Raw genomic sequence first — 18,857 nt, 5'->3', positions numbered from 1 at the left:
TGGGTAGAAAGTGCCGGACAACCTACGGGATCGCTCCGGGGAGCGCAATGGTTACCTTGGGTAGCCCGACCGTACCGACAGCCGGTCAGCCCGGCGCGCCCGAGGAGAAGCGGCGCAGCAGCGGCGAGAGCACCAGCACCGACTTGGTCCGCTCCACGAAGGGCTCCCCGGCGATCCGCTCCAGCACCCGCTCGAAGTGCCGCATGTCGGAGGCGAAGACCTGCGCGATGGCGTCCGCGTCCCCGGTGACCGTGGACGCGGCCACCACCTCCTGGTAGCGCTCCAGACCGCGCAGGATGGTCTCCGGCGAGGTGTTGCTGCGGCAGTAGATCTCGATGTACCCCTCGGTCTCCCAGCCGAGGGCCGCCGGCTCCACCCGGACGGTGAACCCGGTGATGGCTCCGACGGCCCGCAGCCGGTCCACGCGCCGCTTCACGGCGGGCGCGGACAGGCCGACCAGTTGCCCGATGTCCGCGTAGGAGCGGCGGGCGTCCTCGGCGAGGGCGTGCACGATGCGTTCGTCGAGATCGTTCAGCACTGCGGGTGGTTCACTTTTCTGGGAGGAGTTCTACGGTTGCTCGGCGACGGTGGGTTCCGCGTTCGCCATCCGGGACCGGCGGTAGCCGTAACTGAAGTAGAACACGAGCCCGACGGCCATCCAGACGCCGAAGACCACCCAGGTGACGGCGGAGAGGGAGGCCATCATCCACAGGCACAGCAGGAAGCCGATCGCGGGCATCACCGGAGCGAACGGAACCCGGAACGTGCGGCGCATGGCCGGGCGCGTCCGGCGCAGCACCACGACGGCGACGTTGACCAGCGCGAAGGCGAACAGCGTGCCGATGCTGGTGGCATCGGCGAGCTGGCCGAGCGGGATCGCGGCGGCGAGGACACCGCAGAACAGCGAGACGATGACCGTGTTGGCGCGGGGCGTGCCGGTCTTCGGGTGGACCCGGGCGAACACCTTGGGCACCAGGCCGTCGCGGGCCATCGCGAACAGGATGCGGGTCTGGCCGTAGAGGACGGTCAGCACGACGCTGGCGATCGCGATGACGGCGCAGGCCGCCAGGAGCGTGCCCCAGAAGGTCTGCCCGGTGACGTCCCTCATGATCTCGGCGAGCGCGGCCTCCGAGTCGCCGAACTGCCGCCAGGGCTTCGCGCCGACGGCGACGGCCGCGACGAGGACGTACAGCGCGGTCACGATGACGAGCGAGAGCATGATCGCGCGCGGCAGGTCGCGCTGCGGGTCCCTGGCTTCCTCGCCGGCGGTGGAGGCGGCGTCGAAGCCGATGTAGGAGAAGAACAGGGTGGCGCCGGCCGCGCTGACGCCCGCCATGCCGAGCGGCATGAAGTGCTCGTAGTTGCCGGAGCGCAGGCCCTGTACCCCGATCGCGCAGAACAGCACCAGCGCGGCGATCTTCACGGCTACCATGATGGTGTTGGCGCGTGCCGACTCGCGGGCTCCGCCGAGCAGGAACGCCATCGCGAGCAGGACGACGATCAGCGCGGGCAGGTTGAAGACGCCGCCGTCACCGGGCGGCGCGGAGAGCGCGTCCGGGATGGTGACGCCGATGGTGCCGTCGAGCAGCTCGTTCAGGTACTCGCCCCAGCCGACGGCGACGGCCGCGACGGAGACGCCGTACTCCAGGACCAGGCACCAGCCGCAGATCCAGGCGATCAGCTCGCCCATCGTCGCGTACGCGTACGAGTACGAGGAGCCGGCGACCGGGATGGTGCCGGCCAGCTCCGCGTAGGAGAGGGCCGAGAACAGCGCCGTCAGACCGGCGATGACGAACGACAGGGTGACCGCGGGTCCGGCCTTGGGGACGGCCTCGCCGAGGACGACGAAGATGCCGGTGCCGAGCGTGGCACCGATGCTGATCATGGTGAGCTGCCACAGGCCGAGGGAGCGCCGCAGCGAGCCTCCCTCACCGTGTCCGCCCTCCTGCACCAGGCGTTCCACCGGCTTGCGGCGCATGAGGCGCGCGCCGAGGCCCGGGGAGGACGGGGCAGTGGTGGGTGGGGACTGCAGGGGTGCGCCTTGGTCGAGCACGCGCTGGCTCCTTCATCGCTGCCGGTCGAAGAGGACGGGGACCGGCGGAACCCCTGACAGCCGGGACCCGCCGAGCGGGGTCCCCGCCACGCCTGTGTACAGCGCCCGACCCTATGAGGTCGGGTTTCACGGGCGTAATGGAGCAACCTTGCGCATCTCCGCAAGATCGTTGCGTTCATCGCATCCCGGCGCGAGTTCGTTGCGCGGGGCTTTTCGATGGTTGCGCGAGGTGACGTCCGGGCGGCCGGGGAGCCTGGGGGACGGCCCCGCACGCGTACGGCCCCCGCTCCCGGAGAGGGGGGCGGGGGCCGTACGGGGAACGAGCGGGTGATCAGCTCCAGCTGGCGTGCAGGGGCATGCCCTCGGCGTACCCGGCCGCGCTCTGGATGCCGACGATGGCCTTCTCCGCGAACTCCTCCAGCGAACCGGCACCGGCGTAGGTGCAGGAGGAGCGGACGCCCGCGATGATCGAGTCGACCAGGTCCTCCACGCCCGGCCGGGCCGGGTCGAGGAACATGCGGGAGGTGGAGATGCCCTCCTCGAAGAGGCCCTTGCGGGCGCGGTCGTACGACGACTCCTCGGAGGTGCGGTTGCGCACCGCGCGGGCGGACGCCATGCCGAACGACTCCTTGTACAGGCGGCCGTTGGCGTCCTGCTGGAGGTCGCCGGGCGACTCGTAGGTGCCGGCGAACCAGGAGCCGACCATGACGTTGGAGGCACCGGCCGCGAGCGCCATGGCGACGTCGCGCGGGTGGCGGACACCGCCGTCGGCCCATACGTGCTTGCCGTGCTTCTTCGCCTCGGCGGCGCACTCCAGCACGGCGGAGAACTGCGGGCGGCCCACGCCGGTCATCATCCGGGTGGTGCACATGGCCCCCGGTCCGACGCCGACCTTGATGATGTCGGCGCCCGCCTCGATCAGGTCGCGGACGCCCTCGGCGGAGACGATGTTGCCCGCGACGATCGGCACCTGCGGGTCGAGGGCGCGCACGGTGCGGACCGCGCTGATCATCGACTCCTGGTGGCCGTGCGCGGTGTCGATGACGAGGGTGTCCACGCCGGCGTCGAGAAGCTGCTTGGCCTTGCCCGCCACGTCGCCGTTGATGCCCACGGCCGCCGCGATGCGGAGCTTGCCGTCGGCGTCCACGGCCGGGGTGTACAGGGTGGCGCGCAGGGCGCCCTTGCGGGTGAGGATGCCGGCCAGGCGGCCCTCGGCGTCGACGGCCGGGGCATAGCGGCGGTTGGCCGCGTCCAGGATGTTGAACGCCTCGCGCGGGTCGATGCCGGCGTCGAGCAGCAGCAGGTCGCGGGACATGACCACTTCGAGCTGGGTGAAGCGGTCGACCCCGCTGAGGTCCTGGTCGGTGACGACACCGACGGGACGGTAGTCGGCGTCCACGACGACACCGGCGTTGTGCGACCGCTTGGGCAGCAGGGCCAGCGCGTCGGCCACCGTCTGGTGCGGGGACAGCACGATCGGGGTGTCCAGGACGAGGTGGCGGCTCTTGACCCAGGAGACGACCTCGGTGACGACGTCGATCGGGATGTCCTGCGGGATGACCACCAGGCCGCCGCGCCGGGCCATCGTCTCCGCCATCCGGCGTCCCGCGATGGCGGTCATGTTGGCGACGACCAGCGGGATGGTGGTACCGGTGCCATCGGGAGAGCCGAGGTCCACCGCCTGCCGGGAACCGACCGCCGATCGGCTCGGCACCATGAAGACGTCGTCGTACGTCAGGTCGTAGGCGGGCTGGATGTCATTGAGGAAACGCACGTGCCGCACATCCCAGTCGATCAGAGGTGACCCCCCGACGGGTGCGCCAGGGGGAAAGAGCACGTACTTCATTCTCCCATGCCAGGGCCTTGACCATGCCCTCACGGAACCTCCAGGGACCCGCGGTCACAGCTCGGAGGTTCCTCCAAGGGCGAGCACCACGTCGAGGAACGAGGTGCGGTCCACCGCCTCGGAGAACACGTCCCGCGCGATGCGCCACTCCTGCCCGTTCAGCTCGGCGAACGGCTCCCAGTTCCGTACGACGATCAGCAGCCCGCGCTCGATGGCGGCCGGGGGCCACACGCTGGTGTCGGAGAGCGAGTCCAGCAGGGCGTCCCAGTTGCGGCCGAACCAGTCGGGCAGGTCCAGCGCGGCCACGACCCGGTCCATCAGCCCGGCCTTGTCGCGGACCCCCTTGAGGTCGAGGGTGACCGCGACCCGGTCGACAAGGTCTTCGCTCATCTCAGCACCGCCCGGAACGAGTTGTAATGATCATCGGTGTAGTAGAACTCCCCGCCGTCCCCGGTGACCATGCGCCGGGCGCCCCGGCCGCTGGAGCCGGGGGTGGGCACGGTGTACTCGTGGTAGTAACCGCGCTGGTGCCTGGGGAGACGGCCCTCGAAGTTCCCGAAGACGGTCCCGTCCCGCGCGTACGGGTAGGGGCCGCCCTTGTCGACGAGGGCGAGGGTGCGCCGGGCCTCGACAGGCAGCCGGGACTCGGGGACGGCGGCCATGCCCGCGGCCCAGGCCGGGACCGAGGCGGCGTTCCGGGAGGCGGCCGGGGGTTCGGTGGCCGCGTCCGTACCGGCGCAGCCGGCCAGCAGGGCACCGAGGACGGCCAGCACACCGGCGAGCAGGCGCGCCCGGCCGCTGTATCTCTTCGGGATCCGGGGGACGAACCGCGACAGCATGCCGAAGATGCTGCCACGGCCCGCCCGCCGTGGCAGCCTTCCGCCGGATTCGTCCTCGGACCCCGCCGGGACTCGAGACCCCGTCGGGACTCAGACCCCGTCGGGGTCGGCGCGGCTGAGCGCGGGCTTCGGCGCGGCGCCCGCGGTGAGCAGGTAGTCCGCGGCCGAGGTGTCCGTCACCAGGCTGGTGACCAGCCCGGAGCGCAGCACCGCGTCGATCGCCGGGGCCTTGCGCTGGCCGCCCGCGATGGCCACGACCTCGGGGATACGGCGCAACTGGTCGGTCTTGACCGTGATGCACCGCTCGCCCAGGTCCCGTCCGATCCGGCGCCCGTCGGCGTCGAAGAGGTGCGCGGACATCTCGGCGGCGACGCCGAGCGAGGCGTAGTGCGCGCGCTCCTCGTCGCTGAGCATGTCGTGCACCGTGGAGATGCCCGGCTCCCAGGAACCGATGGAGACGCAGGCGACCGTGACCTTGTCGAAGTACTCAAAGGCGCGGGCGATCCCGGTCTGGTTGCGCAGGGCGGCGGCCGTGGCCTCGTCCGGCAGCAGCATCGGCGCGTAGATGGGGTGGGCGTCCCCGCCGGACACCTGGGCGGCGCGGCGGACGGCCTCCACCGAGCCGCGCTCGGCGGTCCCGGCGTCGTACACGCCCGTCAGCTGCACCACCGTGCACGGCGGAAGCCGGTCGAGCGCGGCCGCCATGTGGATGGTGGAGCGGCCCCAGGCGAGGCCGAGGACATCGCCCTCGTCGACGAGTTCACCGAGCAGGTCGGCGGCGACCTCGCCCAGGTTCTCCGGGTCGGGGGTCTCCTCGGCGTCGGCCGGGGACTCGACCACGACGGCGTGCCTGAGGCCGTACCGGGCCCGGAGCGCGTCCGAGCGCTCCGCGTCCAGCTCGGCCGGGACGCGGATCTCGATACGGACGAGATCCCGTTCGAGGGCGGTCTCCAGGACCCGGGCCACCTTGAAGCGGCTGACGCCGAACTCCTCGGCGATCTGGATCTTGGACTTGCCCTCCAGGTAGAAGCGGCGGGCCATGGCCGCCGCCTGCACCAGCTCAGCGGGTCCCATCCGCATGGCTGACCGGCCCGCCGACATACCCGACACGGCGCTCTCCTCACTGCTGTTCACACTCTGGATTCGCCGTTCATCCTCGCAGATCCGGCGCCGTGAATCCGCCCTGATGGGCGGCCTTCTCTCAACCGTTCACCTACGCGTGACTCAGTGGCCGCACGCCCAGGTCGAATCGGCGATCGCGCGGTCCGCCTGCGCGCGCAGCGCACGGACCGCCTCGGCCGGGTCCTGGGCCCCGTACACGGCCGATCCGGCGACGAAGACGTCCGCCCCCGCCTCGGCGCAGCGCTCGATCGTCTCGGCCGAGACACCGCCGTCCACCTGGAGCCACATCTGCAGGCCGTGCTTGGCGATCAGGTCGCGGGTACGGCGGATCTTGGGCAGCGTGATGTCGAGGAACGCCTGCCCGCCGAAGCCCGGCTCGACCGTCATGATCAGCAGCATGTCCAGCTCGGGGAGCATGTCCTCGTACGACTCGATCGGCGTCGCGGGCTTGAGGGCCATGGCGGCGCGGGCGCCCTTGGCGCGGATCTCGCGGGCGAGCCGGACGGGGGCGTGCGCCGCCTCGACGTGGAAGGTCACCGAGGAGGCGCCCGCCTCGACGTACTGCGGGGCCCAGCGGTCGGGGTCCTCGATCATCAGGTGGCAGTCCAGCGGGATGTCCGTGGCACGGGCCAGGGACTCCACGACGGGGGTGCCGAGCGTGAGGTTCGGGACGAAGTGGTTGTCCATGACGTCGACGTGGAGATAGTCGGCGCCCTCGACCGCCTTCGCCTCGTCGGCGAGGCGGGCGAAGTCTGCGGACAGGATGCTGGGGTTGATCTGCGCGGCCATGGACCAAGCCTGCCATGCCCCTCCGGGGGGTGCGGCGTCGGGCCGTCGGAGGTGCGGTCGTTCTTCGGGTGCCGGCCCGGTGGGGGTCGTTCGCGCAGTTCCCCGCGCCCCTGAGCTGACTCGCCTGGGCGGGGTTTCCAGGGCGCCCGGGATCAGGGGCAGGCCGTCAGGAACCTGCTCACGCCGTGCGGCGGATCAACGCCAGGTACATCGCGTCCGTGCCGTGTTTGTGGGGCCAGAGCTGGATGTCGGGGCCCTCGCCCAGGTCGGGGACGCCGGGGAGGAGGGGGCGGGCGTCGATCAGTTCGGTGTCGGGGTGCTGCTTCAGGAGGTCGGCCACCACGGCCCGGGTCTCTGCCAGGTGGGGGGAGCAGGTGGCGTAGCCGACCACTCCGCCCACGCGGACGGAGTCCAGGGCGGTGCGCAGCAGGGCTCGCTGGACCGGGGCGAAGTTCTCGAGGTCCTCGGGGCGGCGGCGCCAGCGGGCCTCGGGGCGGCGGCGCAGGGCGCCGAGGCCGGTACAGGGGACGTCCATCAGGACGCGGTCGAAGGTGCCGGGGCGCCACGGCGGACGGGTGCCGTCGGCGGTGATCACCTGGTACGGGCCGGGGTTGCCAGCCAGCGCCTTGGCCACCAGGCCCGCACGGTGCGGCTGCTTCTCGGAGGCGACCAGGGTGGCACCGCGCCGGGCGGCCAGGGCGGCCAGCAGCGCGGCCTTGCCGCCGGGGCCGGCGCAGCCGTCGAGCCACTTCTCGTCGGGGCCGTCGATGGGCGCGTTGGCGAGGGCGAGGGCGACCAGCTGGCTGCCCTCGTCCTGCACACCGGCCCGGCCCTCGCGCACGGCCTCCACCGCGCCCGGCTCGCCGCCCTCGGTGAGGCGTACCGCGTACGGGGACCAGTCACCGGCCACGGCCGCGTCCTCGGTCAGCAGTTCCTCCGGGGTGGACCGGCCGGGCCGCGCGACGAGGGTGACCTCGGGGCGCTCGTTGTCCGCCGCGAGGAGTTCCTCGATGCCGGCGCGGCCGCCGCCGAGGGAGTCCCACAGCGCGGAGACGATCCAGCGGGGGTGGGAGTGGACGACGGCGAGGTGGTCCTCGGGGTCCTCGTCGTAGGGCGGCGCGACCCGCTCCAGCCAGCCGTCCAGGTCGTGCTGGGCGATCTTGCGCAGCACGGCGTTGACGAACTTGGCCCGGCCGTCGCCGAGCACCACCCGCGCCAGCTCGACCGAGGCCGAGACGGCGGCGTGGGTGGGGATGCGCGTGCCGAGCAACTGGTGCGCGCCGAGGCTGAGTACGTCGAGCACCGGCGGGTCCACCTCGCGCAGCGGGCGGTCCACGCACTCGGCGATGATCGCGTCGTACGTCCCCTGGCGGCGCAGCGTGCCGTAGACCAGCTCGGTGGCGAGGGCGGCGTCCCGCGCGCCGAAGTCGCCGTTCTCCCGCGCCTTGCGCAGCAGCGGGGGCAGCACGAGGTTGGCGTAGGCGTCCCGTTCGTCCACCGCGCGCAGCGCGTCGAAGGCGAGGACGCGGACGGGGTCCTTCTGGGGGCGCCGGTAGGGCTTGGCGGGCCGGTGCGGCCGACGGGACTGCTCGCTCACGGGAAAGGTGCTCCGGATGTGGTCAGGGGGTGCGGTCACCAGCGTACGTCGGTGGACCGTCACCCCCCACTCGCGGGGTGTCAGCCCCCGAGCGACTCGCCCTCGGCGATCCGCGCCCCGCGCGCCCAGTCGGCGGCCCGCATCGGCTTCTTGCCCTGCGCCTGCACCCAGAGCAGCTCGACCGCGTACGAACCCGTGCCGACGTGCACGCTGTTCTTCCCGACGGCGAGCCTGCCAGGCGCGAGGTCGGTCCGCTCGGGCACCGGCGCGAGCTGCACGAGCTTGAGCCGCTCGCCCCGGAACACGGTCCACGCGCCGGGGGCCGGCGTGCAGCCGCGCACCACCCGGTCGACGCGCAGCGCGGGCGCCGCCCAGTCGACCTTGGCGTCCTCGACCGTGATCTTCGGCGCGAGCGTGATGCCCTCGGCGGGCTGCGGTACGGCCTTCAGGGTGCCGTCCGCGATGCCGTCCATGGTGGCCGCGAGCAGCCCGGAACCGGCGAAGGCGAGCCGGGTGAGCAGGTCGCCGCTGGTGTCGGTGGGCCGGATCTCCTCGGTGACGGTGCCGTAGACCGGGCCGGAGTCCAGGCCCTCCTCGATGAGGAAGGTGGAGGCGCCGGTGATCTGGTCGCCCGACATGATCGAGTGCTGCACGGGCGCGGCTCCGCGCCAGGCGGGCAGCAGCGAGAAGTGCAGGTTGACCCAGCCGTGGGCGGGGATGTCCAGGGCGACGCGGGGCAGCAGGGCGCCGTAGGCGACGACCGGGCAGCAGTCCGGGCCGATCTCCCGCAGCCGCTCCAGGAAGGCAGGGTCGCGCGGGCTGGACGGCTTCAGCACCTCGATCCCGGCCTCCTCCGCCCGCTCGGCCACGGGCGACGCGACCAGCCTGCGGCCCCGCCCGGCGGGCGCGTCGGGCCGCGTGACGACAGCGGCCACCTCGTGCCGCCCGGATTCGATCAGAGCGTCCAGAGCGGGAACGGCGACCTCTGGGGTACCGGCGAAGACAAGCCTCATGGTCAACAACAAGCCTCTCGAACGACGGCAGACGGCCGACGGACAAGTCTATGACCGCCGAGGGGCACCAGATCGCCAGCCTGTGGACGCCGGGAGATGGCCGCGGACGCCAGAGTGATGCCCGCGCGGCGGGACGATGGCCGCGGACGCCGGATCGCCGCAGGCGCCGCCGCCCAGCGGCCCGAGGCCGCCGACGGTGAGCGCCCCACATGTTGTCCAGCCCACCGGCCAACAGCGAACGGGTGGTGCGCGGGTGGGAGACCCCGGCGTACAGACACACCCCGCACGCCCCACCCCGTGACCAGCGGAGCGCCCACGCGTTGGTCAAGAGAGAGTTGACCACTTCGGGCCGCTTCGGCCGCCCACTTCCTTTCAACGCCGGTTCGAGAGGCTTGTTCATGGCCGACCACGCAACGCACGACGCCCAGGCCCGTGCCAGCCTGCACTTGCTGGTGCGCGACATCGAGCGGGTCCGCCGGCAGGTGGACGCGCTGCGCACCCTCACCGCCCAGCTCGGCAACGTCTACCGTCCCCGCCGCTCCGGCCCGTCCACCGGCTTTGTCGTCTACGGACGCGCCCCGGCCCCGACGGTCCGCCTCGCCCAGGAACTCCGGGACAGCGTCGAGACCCTGGTGACGGCGGCCGTGGACTTCGACCGTTCGCTCGGCTTCTCGTGGGACGCGGTGGGCTCCGCGCTCGGCGTCACCAAGCAGGCCGTGCACCGCCGTTACGGCGCCCGCCGGGCCGCCGCCCAGGCCGCGGCCGAGGCCGAGCGGGCCGGCGAGCCCTCGGGCACCCGCACCATCAACACCGGCATGCCGACCGTCCCCGCGGCCCGCTCCATGCCGACCCAGCCGACCTCGGGCAGCCCCACCCTCCGCGACGACCCGAGGCCCCCGGCCTTCCCCGGCCCCCGCAGCGGCTGACCGGCCCGACCCGCGCCCTCCCGGCGACCGACCGGGAGGGCGTTCGTGTGCCGGGACGAACCCTCAGCCGATGTCCGGCGGATCGATCCGCACCCGGACCGGCTCTCCACTCCCCCGCGCCATCCGCGCCGCCTGGGCCGTCTTCAGGGCGGCCGCCAGGGCGGAGCCGCTGCCGGGCGGTACCCGGATCAGCGCCCGTTCCCACTGCTCCCCCGGCGGGGGCGCGCCGGGGCGGCGGGGCCGGCCGGGCAGGGTCGGCGGCAGCGGCACCGGCCCCAGTACCTCCGCGTCCGGGGGTGACTCCACGGCCGCGAGGAACTCCGCGACCGCCTCCGCCGTCCCGGACACCGCGGCCATCCGGGACACCGGCGGAAATCCCAGCTCGGACCGTTCGGCCAGCTCCCGGACCGCGAACCCGACGGGGTCCCAGCGGACCAGCGCCTGCACGGGCCGCAGCGTCGGCTCGGCCACGACCACCACGGTCCCGCCGTCGCTCTGCGGCCGGACCAGCGCGGCCGCGCCGATCCACCGGCGCAGCGCGTCCTCGCCGGAGCGCAGGTCCGGCCGGCCGAGCATGGCCCAGCCGTCGAGCAGCAGCGCGGCCGCGTAACCGCCCTCGGCGACCGGCTCGGCGCCCGGCGTGCTGACGACCAGGGCGGGCGCGGCCGGCACCGTGTCGAGCACGTGCTCGCGCCCGGAGGTGCGCACCGGCACGGCAGGGAAGGCGCGCCCCAGCTCCTCGGCGGTACGGCGCGCGCCGACGACCTGGGCGCGCAGCCGGAAGCCTCCGCACTCGGGACAGTGCCAGGAGTGCTCCTCCCGCCCGCACCACTCGCACCGCAGCGCCCCCGCGTCCTGCGCCTGGAGCGGCCCGGCGCAGTGCGCGCACCGCGCGGGCGCCCGGCACTGGGCACAGGCCAGGCGGGGTACGTATCCGCGCCGGGGCACCTGCACCAGCACCGGGCCGGTCCTGAGCCCCTCCCGGACGGCCTGCCAGGCGAGGCTGGGCAGCCGGGCGGCACGGGCGGCCTCGTCACGGGCGAGGTCGGTGTCCCCGACGGTGCGTACCAGCGGCGCGGCCCGGCGGACCTGCTCGCGGCCAGCGGTCAGGGGCCGTGCCCAGCCGCTCTCGACGAGCTGCGCGGCCTCCACCGTGCAGCTCCAACTGCCCACCAGGAACGCGCACTTGTCGAGGGAGGCGCGCAGCAGCAGGACGTCGCGGGCGTGCGGCTGGGGCGCGTGCTGCTCGCTGTGGCTGTCGTCGCCGTCGTCCCAGACGGCCACGAGCCCGAGGTCCCGCACGGGGGCGAACATGGCGGCGCGGGTGCCGACGACCGCCCGTACGGAGCCGCGCCGGACCGCGAGCCACTGCGCGTACCGCTTCTCGGGTCCGGCGTCGGCGGTGAGCAGCGCGTGGCGGCCCTTGCCGAGCAGCCCGGTCAGCGCGGCGTCGACCCGCGCGGCGGTCCGCCCGTCGGGGACGACGACCAGGGCGCCGCGTCCCGAGGTGAGGGTGGCGGCGACGGCGCGGGCGATCTCCTCGCTCCACTCGGGTCCGGGCAGCGCGTTCCACGCCGCACGGGGCGAACCGCCGGAGGCCAGGGCGTCGAGGAAGGCGGGACCGTGCTCGTAGCGGGCCCAGGTGCCCGCGTCCGGGGCGGGGGGCGCGGGGAGGGGCTGGGGGGAAGCGCGCTTCTCCGCGCGGGCGCTGCGCGGCGGTACGGCCAGTTGCAGCACGTCGGCGAGGCTGCCCGCGTACCGGTCGGCGACGGCGCGGGCCAGCCCGAGGAGTTCCTCACCGAGCACCGGCTCCGGGGAGACGACCTGGGCGAGGGCGGCGAGCGGCCCCGCGTAGTCGGACTCGTCCCGCCGCTCGATCAGGTAGCCGTCGATCAGGCCGCCGCCCTCGCGCCGCCCGTCCCGCACCCGGTGCCGCCCGGCGCCGAACCGCACCCGGACCCGGACGCCGGGCTGGGCGTCGGCGTCGAGTTCCTCGGGCACCGCGTAGTCGAAGTACCGGTCGAGATGCAGGACGCCCTTGTCGACGAGCACGCGCGCGACCGGCCGGTCCTTGGCGAGCGCGGCCCCACGCCAGGTGCGCGGTTTGGCGCGCGGTACATCGGCGCCGCGCACGCTCTCCCGGATGAGCGCGAGCTGCTCCGGCGGCGGCCCCTCGGCCCCGCCGTCCCCCGGCCCGTTGTCGCTGCTCACGCTTGCATTCTTACCAAAGACCACTGACAGCACCGCCCGCCGAGCCACCCGGAACATGCCGGGGCCCGGCGTCCCCGAAGGGAGGCCGGGCCCCGGTTCACGTGGTGCGGATCAGACGCCGGCGGCCTTGCGCAGGGCGTCGACGCGGTCGGTGCGCTCCCAGGTGAAGTCGGGGAGCTCACGGCCGAAGTGGCCGTAGGCCGCCGTCTGGGCGTAGATCGGGCGCAGCAGGTCGAGGTCGCGGATGATCGCGGCCGGGCGGAGGTCGAAGACCTCGTCGATGGCCTTCTCGATCTTCTCGGGGTCGATCTTGGCGGTGCCGAAGGTCTCCACGAAGAGACCGACCGGCTCGGCCTTGCCGATCGCGTAGGCGACCTGGACCTCGCAGCGCGAGGCGAGGCCCGCGGCCACCACGTTCTTGGCGACCCAGCGCATCGCGTACGCGGCCGAGCGGTCCACCTTGGACGGGTCCTTGCCCGAGAAGGCGCCGCCACCGTGACGGGCGAAGCCGCCGTAGGTGTCGATGATGATCTTGCGGCCGGTGAGGCCGGCGTCGCCCATCGGGCCGCCGATCTCGAAGCGGCCGGTCGGGTTGACCAGCAGGCGATAGCCCTCGGTGTCGATCTTGATGCCCTCGTCCAGCAGGGCCTTCAGCTCGGGCTCGACCACGAACTCGCGGATGTCGGGCGCGAGCAGCGACTCGAGGTCGATGTCCGAGGCGTGCTGGGAGGAGACCACGACCGTGTCGAGACGGACGGCCTTGTCGCCGTCGTACTCGATGGTGACCTGGGTCTTGCCGTCGGGGCGCAGGTAGGGGATGGTGCCGTTCTTGCGGACCTCGGACAGGCGCTTGGACAGGCGGTGCGCCAGGAAGATCGGCAGCGGCATCAGCGTCGGCGTCTCGTCCGAGGCGTAGCCGAACATCAGGCCCTGGTCGCCCGCGCCCTGCTTGTCCAGCTCGTCCTCGTCGCCCTCGACCCGGGACTCGTACGCCGTGTCGACGCCCTGCGCGATGTCCGGGGACTGCGCGCCGATGGACACCGAGACGCCGCAGGAGGCGCCGTCGAAGCCCTTCTTGGAGGAGTCGTAGCCGATCTCGAGGATCTTCTCGCGCACCAACTGGGCGATGGGCGCGTAAGCCTTGGTCGTGACCTCGCCGGCCACGTGCACCAGGCCGGTGGTGATCAGCGTCTCGACGGCGACGCGGGACGAGGGGTCCTCACGGAGCAGCGCGTCGAGAATGGTGTCGCTGATCTGGTCAGCGATCTTGTCGGGGTGACCTTCGGTCACGGACTCCGAGGTGAACAGGCGACGGGACACAACGCTCCCTGGGGTTGCAGCGGCTGCTGGCTGATCATTGAAGGACCACGTCGGGAGCTGCGCCCAACGTCGTCCGCGAACAGTTTATCGGTCGCACCTGGCCGCAGGGCCACCCGTTCTCGCCCAGCGAGAACGCTGTGACCTGCGGCACAGGCATTCTGCACGCTGGAGCGCGGCCTTGAACAGATCCGCCACGCGCCATCGCGGTGTGAAAAAAAGACTCCGGGTGGCCGACAACGGACCGCCCCGAACGGCCCAGCCGCTCAGCCCAGCCGGGCCGCCACCAGGTCCCAGACGGTGTCCGCGAGGGCCTCCTTCGGCCCGTGCGGTACGGCCGTCTCGGTGCCGTCGGCGCCGAGGACCACCGCCTCGTTCTCCTCCGAGCCGAAGGTCCGGCGCTCCCCCACCTCGTTGACCACCAGCAGGTCGCAGCCCTTGCGGGCCAGCTTGGCGCGGCCGTTGGCCAGCACGTCGTCGGTCTCGGCGGCGAAGCCGACGACGACCTGGCCGGGGCGGGCGCGCTCGGCGGAGACCTCGGCGAGCACGTCGGGGTTGCGGACCAGGGCGACTGGCTCGGGCTCCTGGCCGTCCTTCTTCTTGATCTTCCCGCTCGCGTAGACCGCCGGGCGGAAATCGGCGACGGCGGCGGCCATGACCACGGCGTCGGCGTCGGCCGCGGCCTTGAGCACCGCCTCGCGGAGCTGGACGGCGGTGCCGACGTGCACGATGTCCACCCCGGCCGGGTCGGGCAGGGAGGCGTTGGCCGAGACCAAGGTCACGCGGGCCCCGCGCGCGGCGGCGGTCCGGGCGAGGGCGTACCCCTGCTTGCCGGAGGAGCGGTTGCCGAGGAAGCGCACCGGGTCGAGCGGTTCACGGGTGCCGCCCGCCGAGACCACCACATGGCGGCCCGCGAGGTCGGGTTCGCTCACGCCCCGCGCCAGCACCCGGCGGCACACCTCGAAGATCTCGGCCGGGTCGGGCAGCCGCCCCTTGCCGGTGTCGACGCCGGTGAGGCGGCCCACGGCGGGCTCGATGACGACCGCGCCCCGGCGGCGCAGGGTGGCCACGTTCTCCTGGGTGGCCGGGTGCTCCCACATCTCGGTGTGCATCGCCGGGGCGAAGACCACCGGACAGCGCGCGGTGAGCAGCGTGTTGGTGAGCAGGTCGTCGGCAAGGCCGTGCGCGGCCTTGGCGAGCATGTCGGCGGTGGCGGGCGCGACCACCACGAGGTCGGCGTGCTGCCCGATGCGGACGTGCGGCACCTCGTGGACGCTGTCCCAGACCTCGGTGGTGACCGGGTTGCCCGACAGCGCGGACCAGGTGGCGGCGCCGACGAAGTGCAGCGCGGAGGCGGTCGGCACCACCCGCACGTCGTGCCCCGACTCGGTGAACCGTCTGAGCAGCTCACAGGACTTGTACGCGGCGATGCCCCCGCTGACGCCCAGCACGACCTTCGGCTTGTCCACCGTCTCCACCGTCTCCCCGGACTTTCGAGAACCTATGACACCCATGACACACCACAGGCCCGGCAGCATGACTGCCGGGCCTGTGGACAAGTCGACCGCGATCTGAAAGTACGACCGCGAGCGGAGGGAACTACTGGGCCGGGCCCTCGATGGCCTCGGAGGTCAGCAGACCGGCGTTGATCTCGCGCAGCGCGATCGAGAGCGGCTTCTCGTGGACGTGGGTGTCGACGAGCGGACCGACGTACTCGAGGAGGCCCTCACCGAGCTGCGAGTAGTACGCGTTGATCTGACGGGCGCGCTTGGCCGCGTAGATCACCAGGCTGTACTTCGAGTCGGTGGCCTCGAGGAGCTCGTCGATCGGAGGGTTGATGATGCCCTCGGGCGCGGTGATGGAAGAGGACACGCTCTGCCTTCCGATGGGTGGGAAAGAATCAGTCGGTGTGGAGCACCGTGACCGGTAGGTCCTGTTGATGGACGGCGGTCACGATCACACAACGTCCATCAAGGCTAGCAGCTCCCCGGCCACGTCCTCGACGGAGGTGTTGACCAGGGTGACGTCGAACTCGGGCTCGGCGGCCAGTTCCGTCCGGGCCGCCTCCAGCCGGCGCTCGATGACCTCCGGCGGCTCGGTGCCCCGGCCGGTGAGCCTGCGCACCAGCTCGTCCCAGGACGGCGGGGCGAGGAAGACCAGTTGGGCGTCGGACATCGACTCGCGGACCTGCCGGGCGCCCTGGAGGTCGATCTCCAGCAGCACCGGCTCGCCCTTCTCCAGCCGCTCCAGCACGGCCGCGCGGGGCGTGCCGTAGCGGTTGCCGGCGAACTCGGCCCACTCCAGCAGCTCGCCGTTGGCGATCAGCTTGTCCATCTCCTCGTCGGTGACGAAGAAGTAGTGGACGCCGTGCTGCTCACCGGGGCGCGGCTTGCGGGTGGTCGCGGACACCGACAGCCAGACGTCGGGGTGCTCTTTGCGCATATGGGCGACGACCGTGCTCTTGCCGACCCCGGAGGGGCCGGAGAGCACGGTCAGCCGCGGACGTGCGTCCGGGGGTACGGGGGACGTCCCCCGGAATGTTCCAGCCATGCAGCGATTATTCCAGCAATCCCGGAGTGTCCGGGACTCCGGTCCGGGCTGCGCCCGGACTCAGGAGCCGGTGCTGCCGAACTCACGCTCCAGGGAGGCGATCTGGTTGGAACCGAGGCCGCGGACACGGCGGCTCTCGGAGATGCCCAGTCGCTCCATGATCTGCTTGGCGCGGACCTTGCCCACGCCCGGCAGGGACTCCAGCAGGGCCGAGACCTTCATCTTGCCGATGACCTCGTTCTCCTGGCCCTGCTTGATGACCTCGTGCAGCGAGGCGCCGGAGTGCTTGAGTCGATTCTTGACCTCGGCCCGCTCCCGGCGAGCCGCGGCGGCCTTTTCGAGCGCGGCTGCGCGCTGTTCAGGGGTAAGGGGCGGAAGAGCCACGCCTACGTCACCTCGGATGTCGAACTGTCGGATACGGACCGGTGAGGAACCTAGTCGCCCCACACCTGGGGAGCCACGAGCAACACGCTCGCCCGCTCTCACTGCCTCGGAGACTAGCGGGCATGTCCGCCGGAGTCAGCGAGAACAGCGGAAAAGTCCTGGTCAGCCTCCGTGAGGACGGACTTTTCGGGCATACTGCCCACGATTCGTGGATGTATTCGCCTCCCGGACCCCCGGCCGAGCCCGTCCGCCGTGCTCAGGAGCCCGCGACGGCGGCCCGGATCTCGCCCGCGAAGGCCGCCGTGGCCGCCCGCAGCGCCGCGATGTCGGGACCGTGCCGCAGCACGCCCCGGCTGACGTTCGGCACCACGTTGCCCACCGCGCTCCCGAACACCGCCGGGAGGTCCTCCGGGGTGGCGCCCTGGGCACCGACGCCGGGGGCGAGCAGCGGCCCGTTGATGGCGAGGTCGTAGGACGACAGGTCCCCCACCGTGGCGCCCACGACCGCGCCGAAGGAGCCCAGCGGCTCGGCGCCCGCGTTCTCGGCGGCGAGATGGGCCAGCATGGTCGCGGCGACGCTGCGCCCGTCCGCGCGGACCGCGTGCTGCACCTCGGGACCCTCCGGGTTGGAGGTCAGCGCGAGCACGAACAGCCCGGTGCCGCTCTCGCGGGCCAGCTCGACCGCAGGGGCGAGCGAGCCGTAGCCGAGGTACGGGGAGACGGTGAGCGCGTCCGAGAACAGCGGGGCGTCCTTGTGCAGGAACGCCTCCGCGTACCCGGCCATGGTGGAGCCGATGTCGCCGCGCTTGGCGTCCATCACGACCAGGGCGCCCGCCGCCCGGGTCTCCTCGACGACGCGCTCCAGGACGGCGACACCGCGCGAGCCGAACCGCTCGAAGAACGCGCTCTGCGGCTTCACGACGGCGACCCGGTCGGCGACGGCCTCCACGACCGTGCGGCTGAACCGCTCCAGGCCGGTCACGTCGTCGTTCAGGCCCCAGTCGGCGAGCAGCGAGGCGTGCGGGTCGATGCCGACGCACAGCGGGCCGCGCTCGTCCATGGCACGGCGCAGACGGGTACCGAAGGGCTCGGTCATGCGGGGTTCCTGACGTCGGCGCCGACCGCGTCGGCGAGGGTGGCGTACGGGCTGGCCTTGAGCCGGGCGGCGAGGCCCTTGTGCACGGCGCGGGTCCAGAAGGGGCCCTCGTAGACGAAGGCGCTGTAGCCCTGGACCAGGGTGGCGCCGGCCAGGATGCGCTGCCAGGCGTCCTCGGCGGTCTCGACGCCGCCCACGCCCACCAGGGTGATGCGGTCGCCCACGCGCGCGTACAGGCGGCGCAGCACCTGGAGCGAGCGTGCCTTCAGCGGCGCGCCGGACAGCCCGCCGGTCTCCTTGACCACCGAGGGCGCGGAACGCAGGCCGAGGCCCTCGCGGGCGATGGTGGTGTTGGTGGCGATGATGCCGTCCAGGCCGAGTTCCACGGCGAGGTCGGCCACGGCGTCGACGTCCTCGTCCGCGAGGTCGGGGGCGATTTTCACCAGGAGCGGCACGCGGCGGTCGCCGGTGGCGCGGTCGGCGGCCTCGCGCACGGCGCCGAGCAGCGGGCGCAGCGCCTCGGTCGCCTGGAGGTTGCGCAGGCCGGGGGTGTTCGGGGAGGAGACGTTGACCACGAGGTAGTCGGCGTGCGGGGCGAGCCGCTCGGCGGACTTCACGTAGTCGGCGACCGCGTCCGCCTCGGGGACGGCCTTGGTCTTGCCGATGTTGACGCCGACGACCGTACGGAACACCGGGCGCCGGGAGGCGAGGCGGGCGGCGACGGCGAGGGAGCCCTCGTTGTTGAAGCCCATGCGGTTGATCAGGGCGCGGTCGGCGACCAGCCGGAACAGCCGCTTCTTCGGGTTGCCGGGCTGGGCCTCGCCGGTGACGGTGCCGATCTCGACGTGGTCGAAGCCGAGCATGGAGAGTCCGTCGATGCCGACGGCGTTCTTGTCGAAGCCGGCGGCGAGTCCGAAGGGGCCGTGCATGCGCAGGCCGAGGGCCTCGGTGCGCAGTTCCTCATGCCGGGGGGCCAGCGCGGCGGCGGCGAAGGTGCGCAGGACCGGGATGCGGGCGAGCAGACGGATCCAGCGGAAGGCGAGGTGGTGGGCCTGTTCCGGGTCCATCCGCTGGAAGATCAGCCGGAAGAACAGCTTGTACATGGGGAGAGTCC

The 18,857-nt window shown here is 72.7% G+C and carries 18 protein-coding genes; 1 reads left to right on the top strand and 17 read right to left on the bottom strand.

Translation table 11 applies throughout. The annotated features are described in order from the left end of the window. Positions 1-85: 85 nt before the first annotated feature. From E5082_RS21060 to fmt, 9 genes are all read right to left on the bottom strand, one after another. Positions 86-538 carry an Lrp/AsnC family transcriptional regulator gene (locus E5082_RS21060; protein ID WP_135792779.1) on the bottom strand — a complete coding sequence of 151 codons (453 nt, stop codon included), beginning with the start codon at positions 536-538 and terminating at the stop codon, positions 86-88. Positions 539-568: 30 nt separating this feature from the next. After that, entirely contained in the window at positions 569-2,053 is a 1,485-nt protein-coding gene (locus E5082_RS21055) for an amino acid permease (protein ID WP_135792778.1), read from the bottom strand. 331 nt (positions 2,054-2,384) lie between these two features. Beyond that, positions 2,385-3,827, bottom strand: coding sequence for a GuaB1 family IMP dehydrogenase-related protein (locus E5082_RS21050; protein WP_167513636.1), 1,443 nt, complete (start codon positions 3,825-3,827; stop codon positions 2,385-2,387). A 126-nt stretch (positions 3,828-3,953) separates the two neighbouring features. Then, a complete protein-coding gene (locus tag E5082_RS21045; RefSeq protein ID WP_135792777.1) occupies positions 3,954-4,289 on the bottom strand; it encodes a barstar family protein in 336 nt (111 codons plus the stop codon). Further along, positions 4,286-4,738, bottom strand: a complete 453-nt coding sequence (locus E5082_RS21040) for a guanyl-specific ribonuclease (protein WP_135792776.1) — start codon at positions 4,736-4,738, stop codon at positions 4,286-4,288. Before E5082_RS21040 ends, E5082_RS21045 begins: the two co-directional genes overlap by 4 nt. 90 nt (positions 4,739-4,828) lie before the next feature. Then, the gene (locus E5082_RS21035) at positions 4,829-5,872 is read right to left on the bottom strand and encodes a sugar-binding transcriptional regulator (RefSeq protein WP_030810559.1); all 1,044 of its coding nucleotides are present in this window, start codon (positions 5,870-5,872) and stop codon (positions 4,829-4,831) included. A gap of 90 nt (positions 5,873-5,962) precedes the next feature. Further along, the gene (rpe, locus tag E5082_RS21030; RefSeq protein ID WP_135792775.1) at positions 5,963-6,649 is read right to left on the bottom strand and encodes a ribulose-phosphate 3-epimerase; all 687 of its coding nucleotides are present in this window, start codon (positions 6,647-6,649) and stop codon (positions 5,963-5,965) included. A 178-nt stretch (positions 6,650-6,827) separates the two neighbouring features. Continuing rightward, positions 6,828-8,246 carry an RsmB/NOP family class I SAM-dependent RNA methyltransferase gene (locus E5082_RS21025; RefSeq protein WP_135792774.1) on the bottom strand — a complete coding sequence of 473 codons (1,419 nt, stop codon included), beginning with the start codon at positions 8,244-8,246 and terminating at the stop codon, positions 6,828-6,830. A gap of 80 nt (positions 8,247-8,326) precedes the next feature. Next, positions 8,327-9,259 (bottom strand): methionyl-tRNA formyltransferase, encoded by a 933-nt coding sequence (fmt, locus tag E5082_RS21020; protein ID WP_135792773.1) that lies wholly within the window; start codon positions 9,257-9,259, stop codon positions 8,327-8,329. Between the two features lie 398 nt (positions 9,260-9,657). Between fmt and E5082_RS21015 the strand changes: the two genes are divergently transcribed. Then, the gene (locus tag E5082_RS21015; RefSeq protein WP_135788046.1) at positions 9,658-10,185 is read left to right on the top strand and encodes a hypothetical protein; all 528 of its coding nucleotides are present in this window, start codon (positions 9,658-9,660) and stop codon (positions 10,183-10,185) included. A gap of 63 nt (positions 10,186-10,248) precedes the next feature. Here the strand turns inward: E5082_RS21015 and E5082_RS21010 are convergent, their stop codons facing one another. The 8 genes from E5082_RS21010 to E5082_RS20975 form a co-directional block, all read right to left on the bottom strand. Then, complete coding sequence (locus E5082_RS21010) at positions 10,249-12,396, bottom strand: primosomal protein N' (RefSeq protein WP_135792772.1); 2,148 nt, start codon at positions 12,394-12,396, stop codon at positions 10,249-10,251. A 111-nt stretch (positions 12,397-12,507) separates the two neighbouring features. After that, a complete protein-coding gene (gene metK, locus E5082_RS21005) occupies positions 12,508-13,716 on the bottom strand; it encodes a methionine adenosyltransferase (protein WP_086694212.1) in 1,209 nt (402 codons plus the stop codon). A gap of 263 nt (positions 13,717-13,979) precedes the next feature. Further along, positions 13,980-15,227: a bifunctional phosphopantothenoylcysteine decarboxylase/phosphopantothenate--cysteine ligase CoaBC gene (gene coaBC / locus E5082_RS21000; RefSeq protein WP_229918943.1), complete on the bottom strand. Its 1,248-nt coding sequence runs from the start codon at positions 15,225-15,227 to the stop codon at positions 13,980-13,982. 85 nt (positions 15,228-15,312) lie between these two features. Further along, positions 15,313-15,585 (bottom strand): DNA-directed RNA polymerase subunit omega, encoded by a 273-nt coding sequence (gene rpoZ, locus E5082_RS20995; RefSeq protein WP_005319902.1) that lies wholly within the window; start codon positions 15,583-15,585, stop codon positions 15,313-15,315. 84 nt (positions 15,586-15,669) lie between these two features. Continuing rightward, positions 15,670-16,263, bottom strand: coding sequence for a guanylate kinase (gene gmk / locus E5082_RS20990; protein ID WP_135792771.1), 594 nt, complete (start codon positions 16,261-16,263; stop codon positions 15,670-15,672). 60 nt (positions 16,264-16,323) lie between these two features. Continuing rightward, complete coding sequence (locus tag E5082_RS20985) at positions 16,324-16,647, bottom strand: integration host factor (RefSeq protein ID WP_030810589.1); 324 nt, start codon at positions 16,645-16,647, stop codon at positions 16,324-16,326. A 256-nt stretch (positions 16,648-16,903) separates the two neighbouring features. Then, positions 16,904-17,743: an orotidine-5'-phosphate decarboxylase gene (pyrF, locus tag E5082_RS20980; RefSeq protein WP_135792770.1), complete on the bottom strand. Its 840-nt coding sequence runs from the start codon at positions 17,741-17,743 to the stop codon at positions 16,904-16,906. Then, positions 17,740-18,846: a quinone-dependent dihydroorotate dehydrogenase gene (locus E5082_RS20975; protein WP_135792769.1), complete on the bottom strand. Its 1,107-nt coding sequence runs from the start codon at positions 18,844-18,846 to the stop codon at positions 17,740-17,742. Before E5082_RS20975 ends, pyrF begins: the two co-directional genes overlap by 4 nt. Positions 18,847-18,857 lie beyond the last annotated feature (11 nt).

Source organism: Streptomyces griseoluteus (assembly GCF_004784465.1).
GTDB classification, from domain to species: domain Bacteria; phylum Actinomycetota; class Actinomycetes; order Streptomycetales; family Streptomycetaceae; genus Streptomyces; species Streptomyces griseoluteus.
Note: the sequence above shows the minus strand (reverse complement) of the source record. Positions and strands in the feature narration are given on the sequence as shown.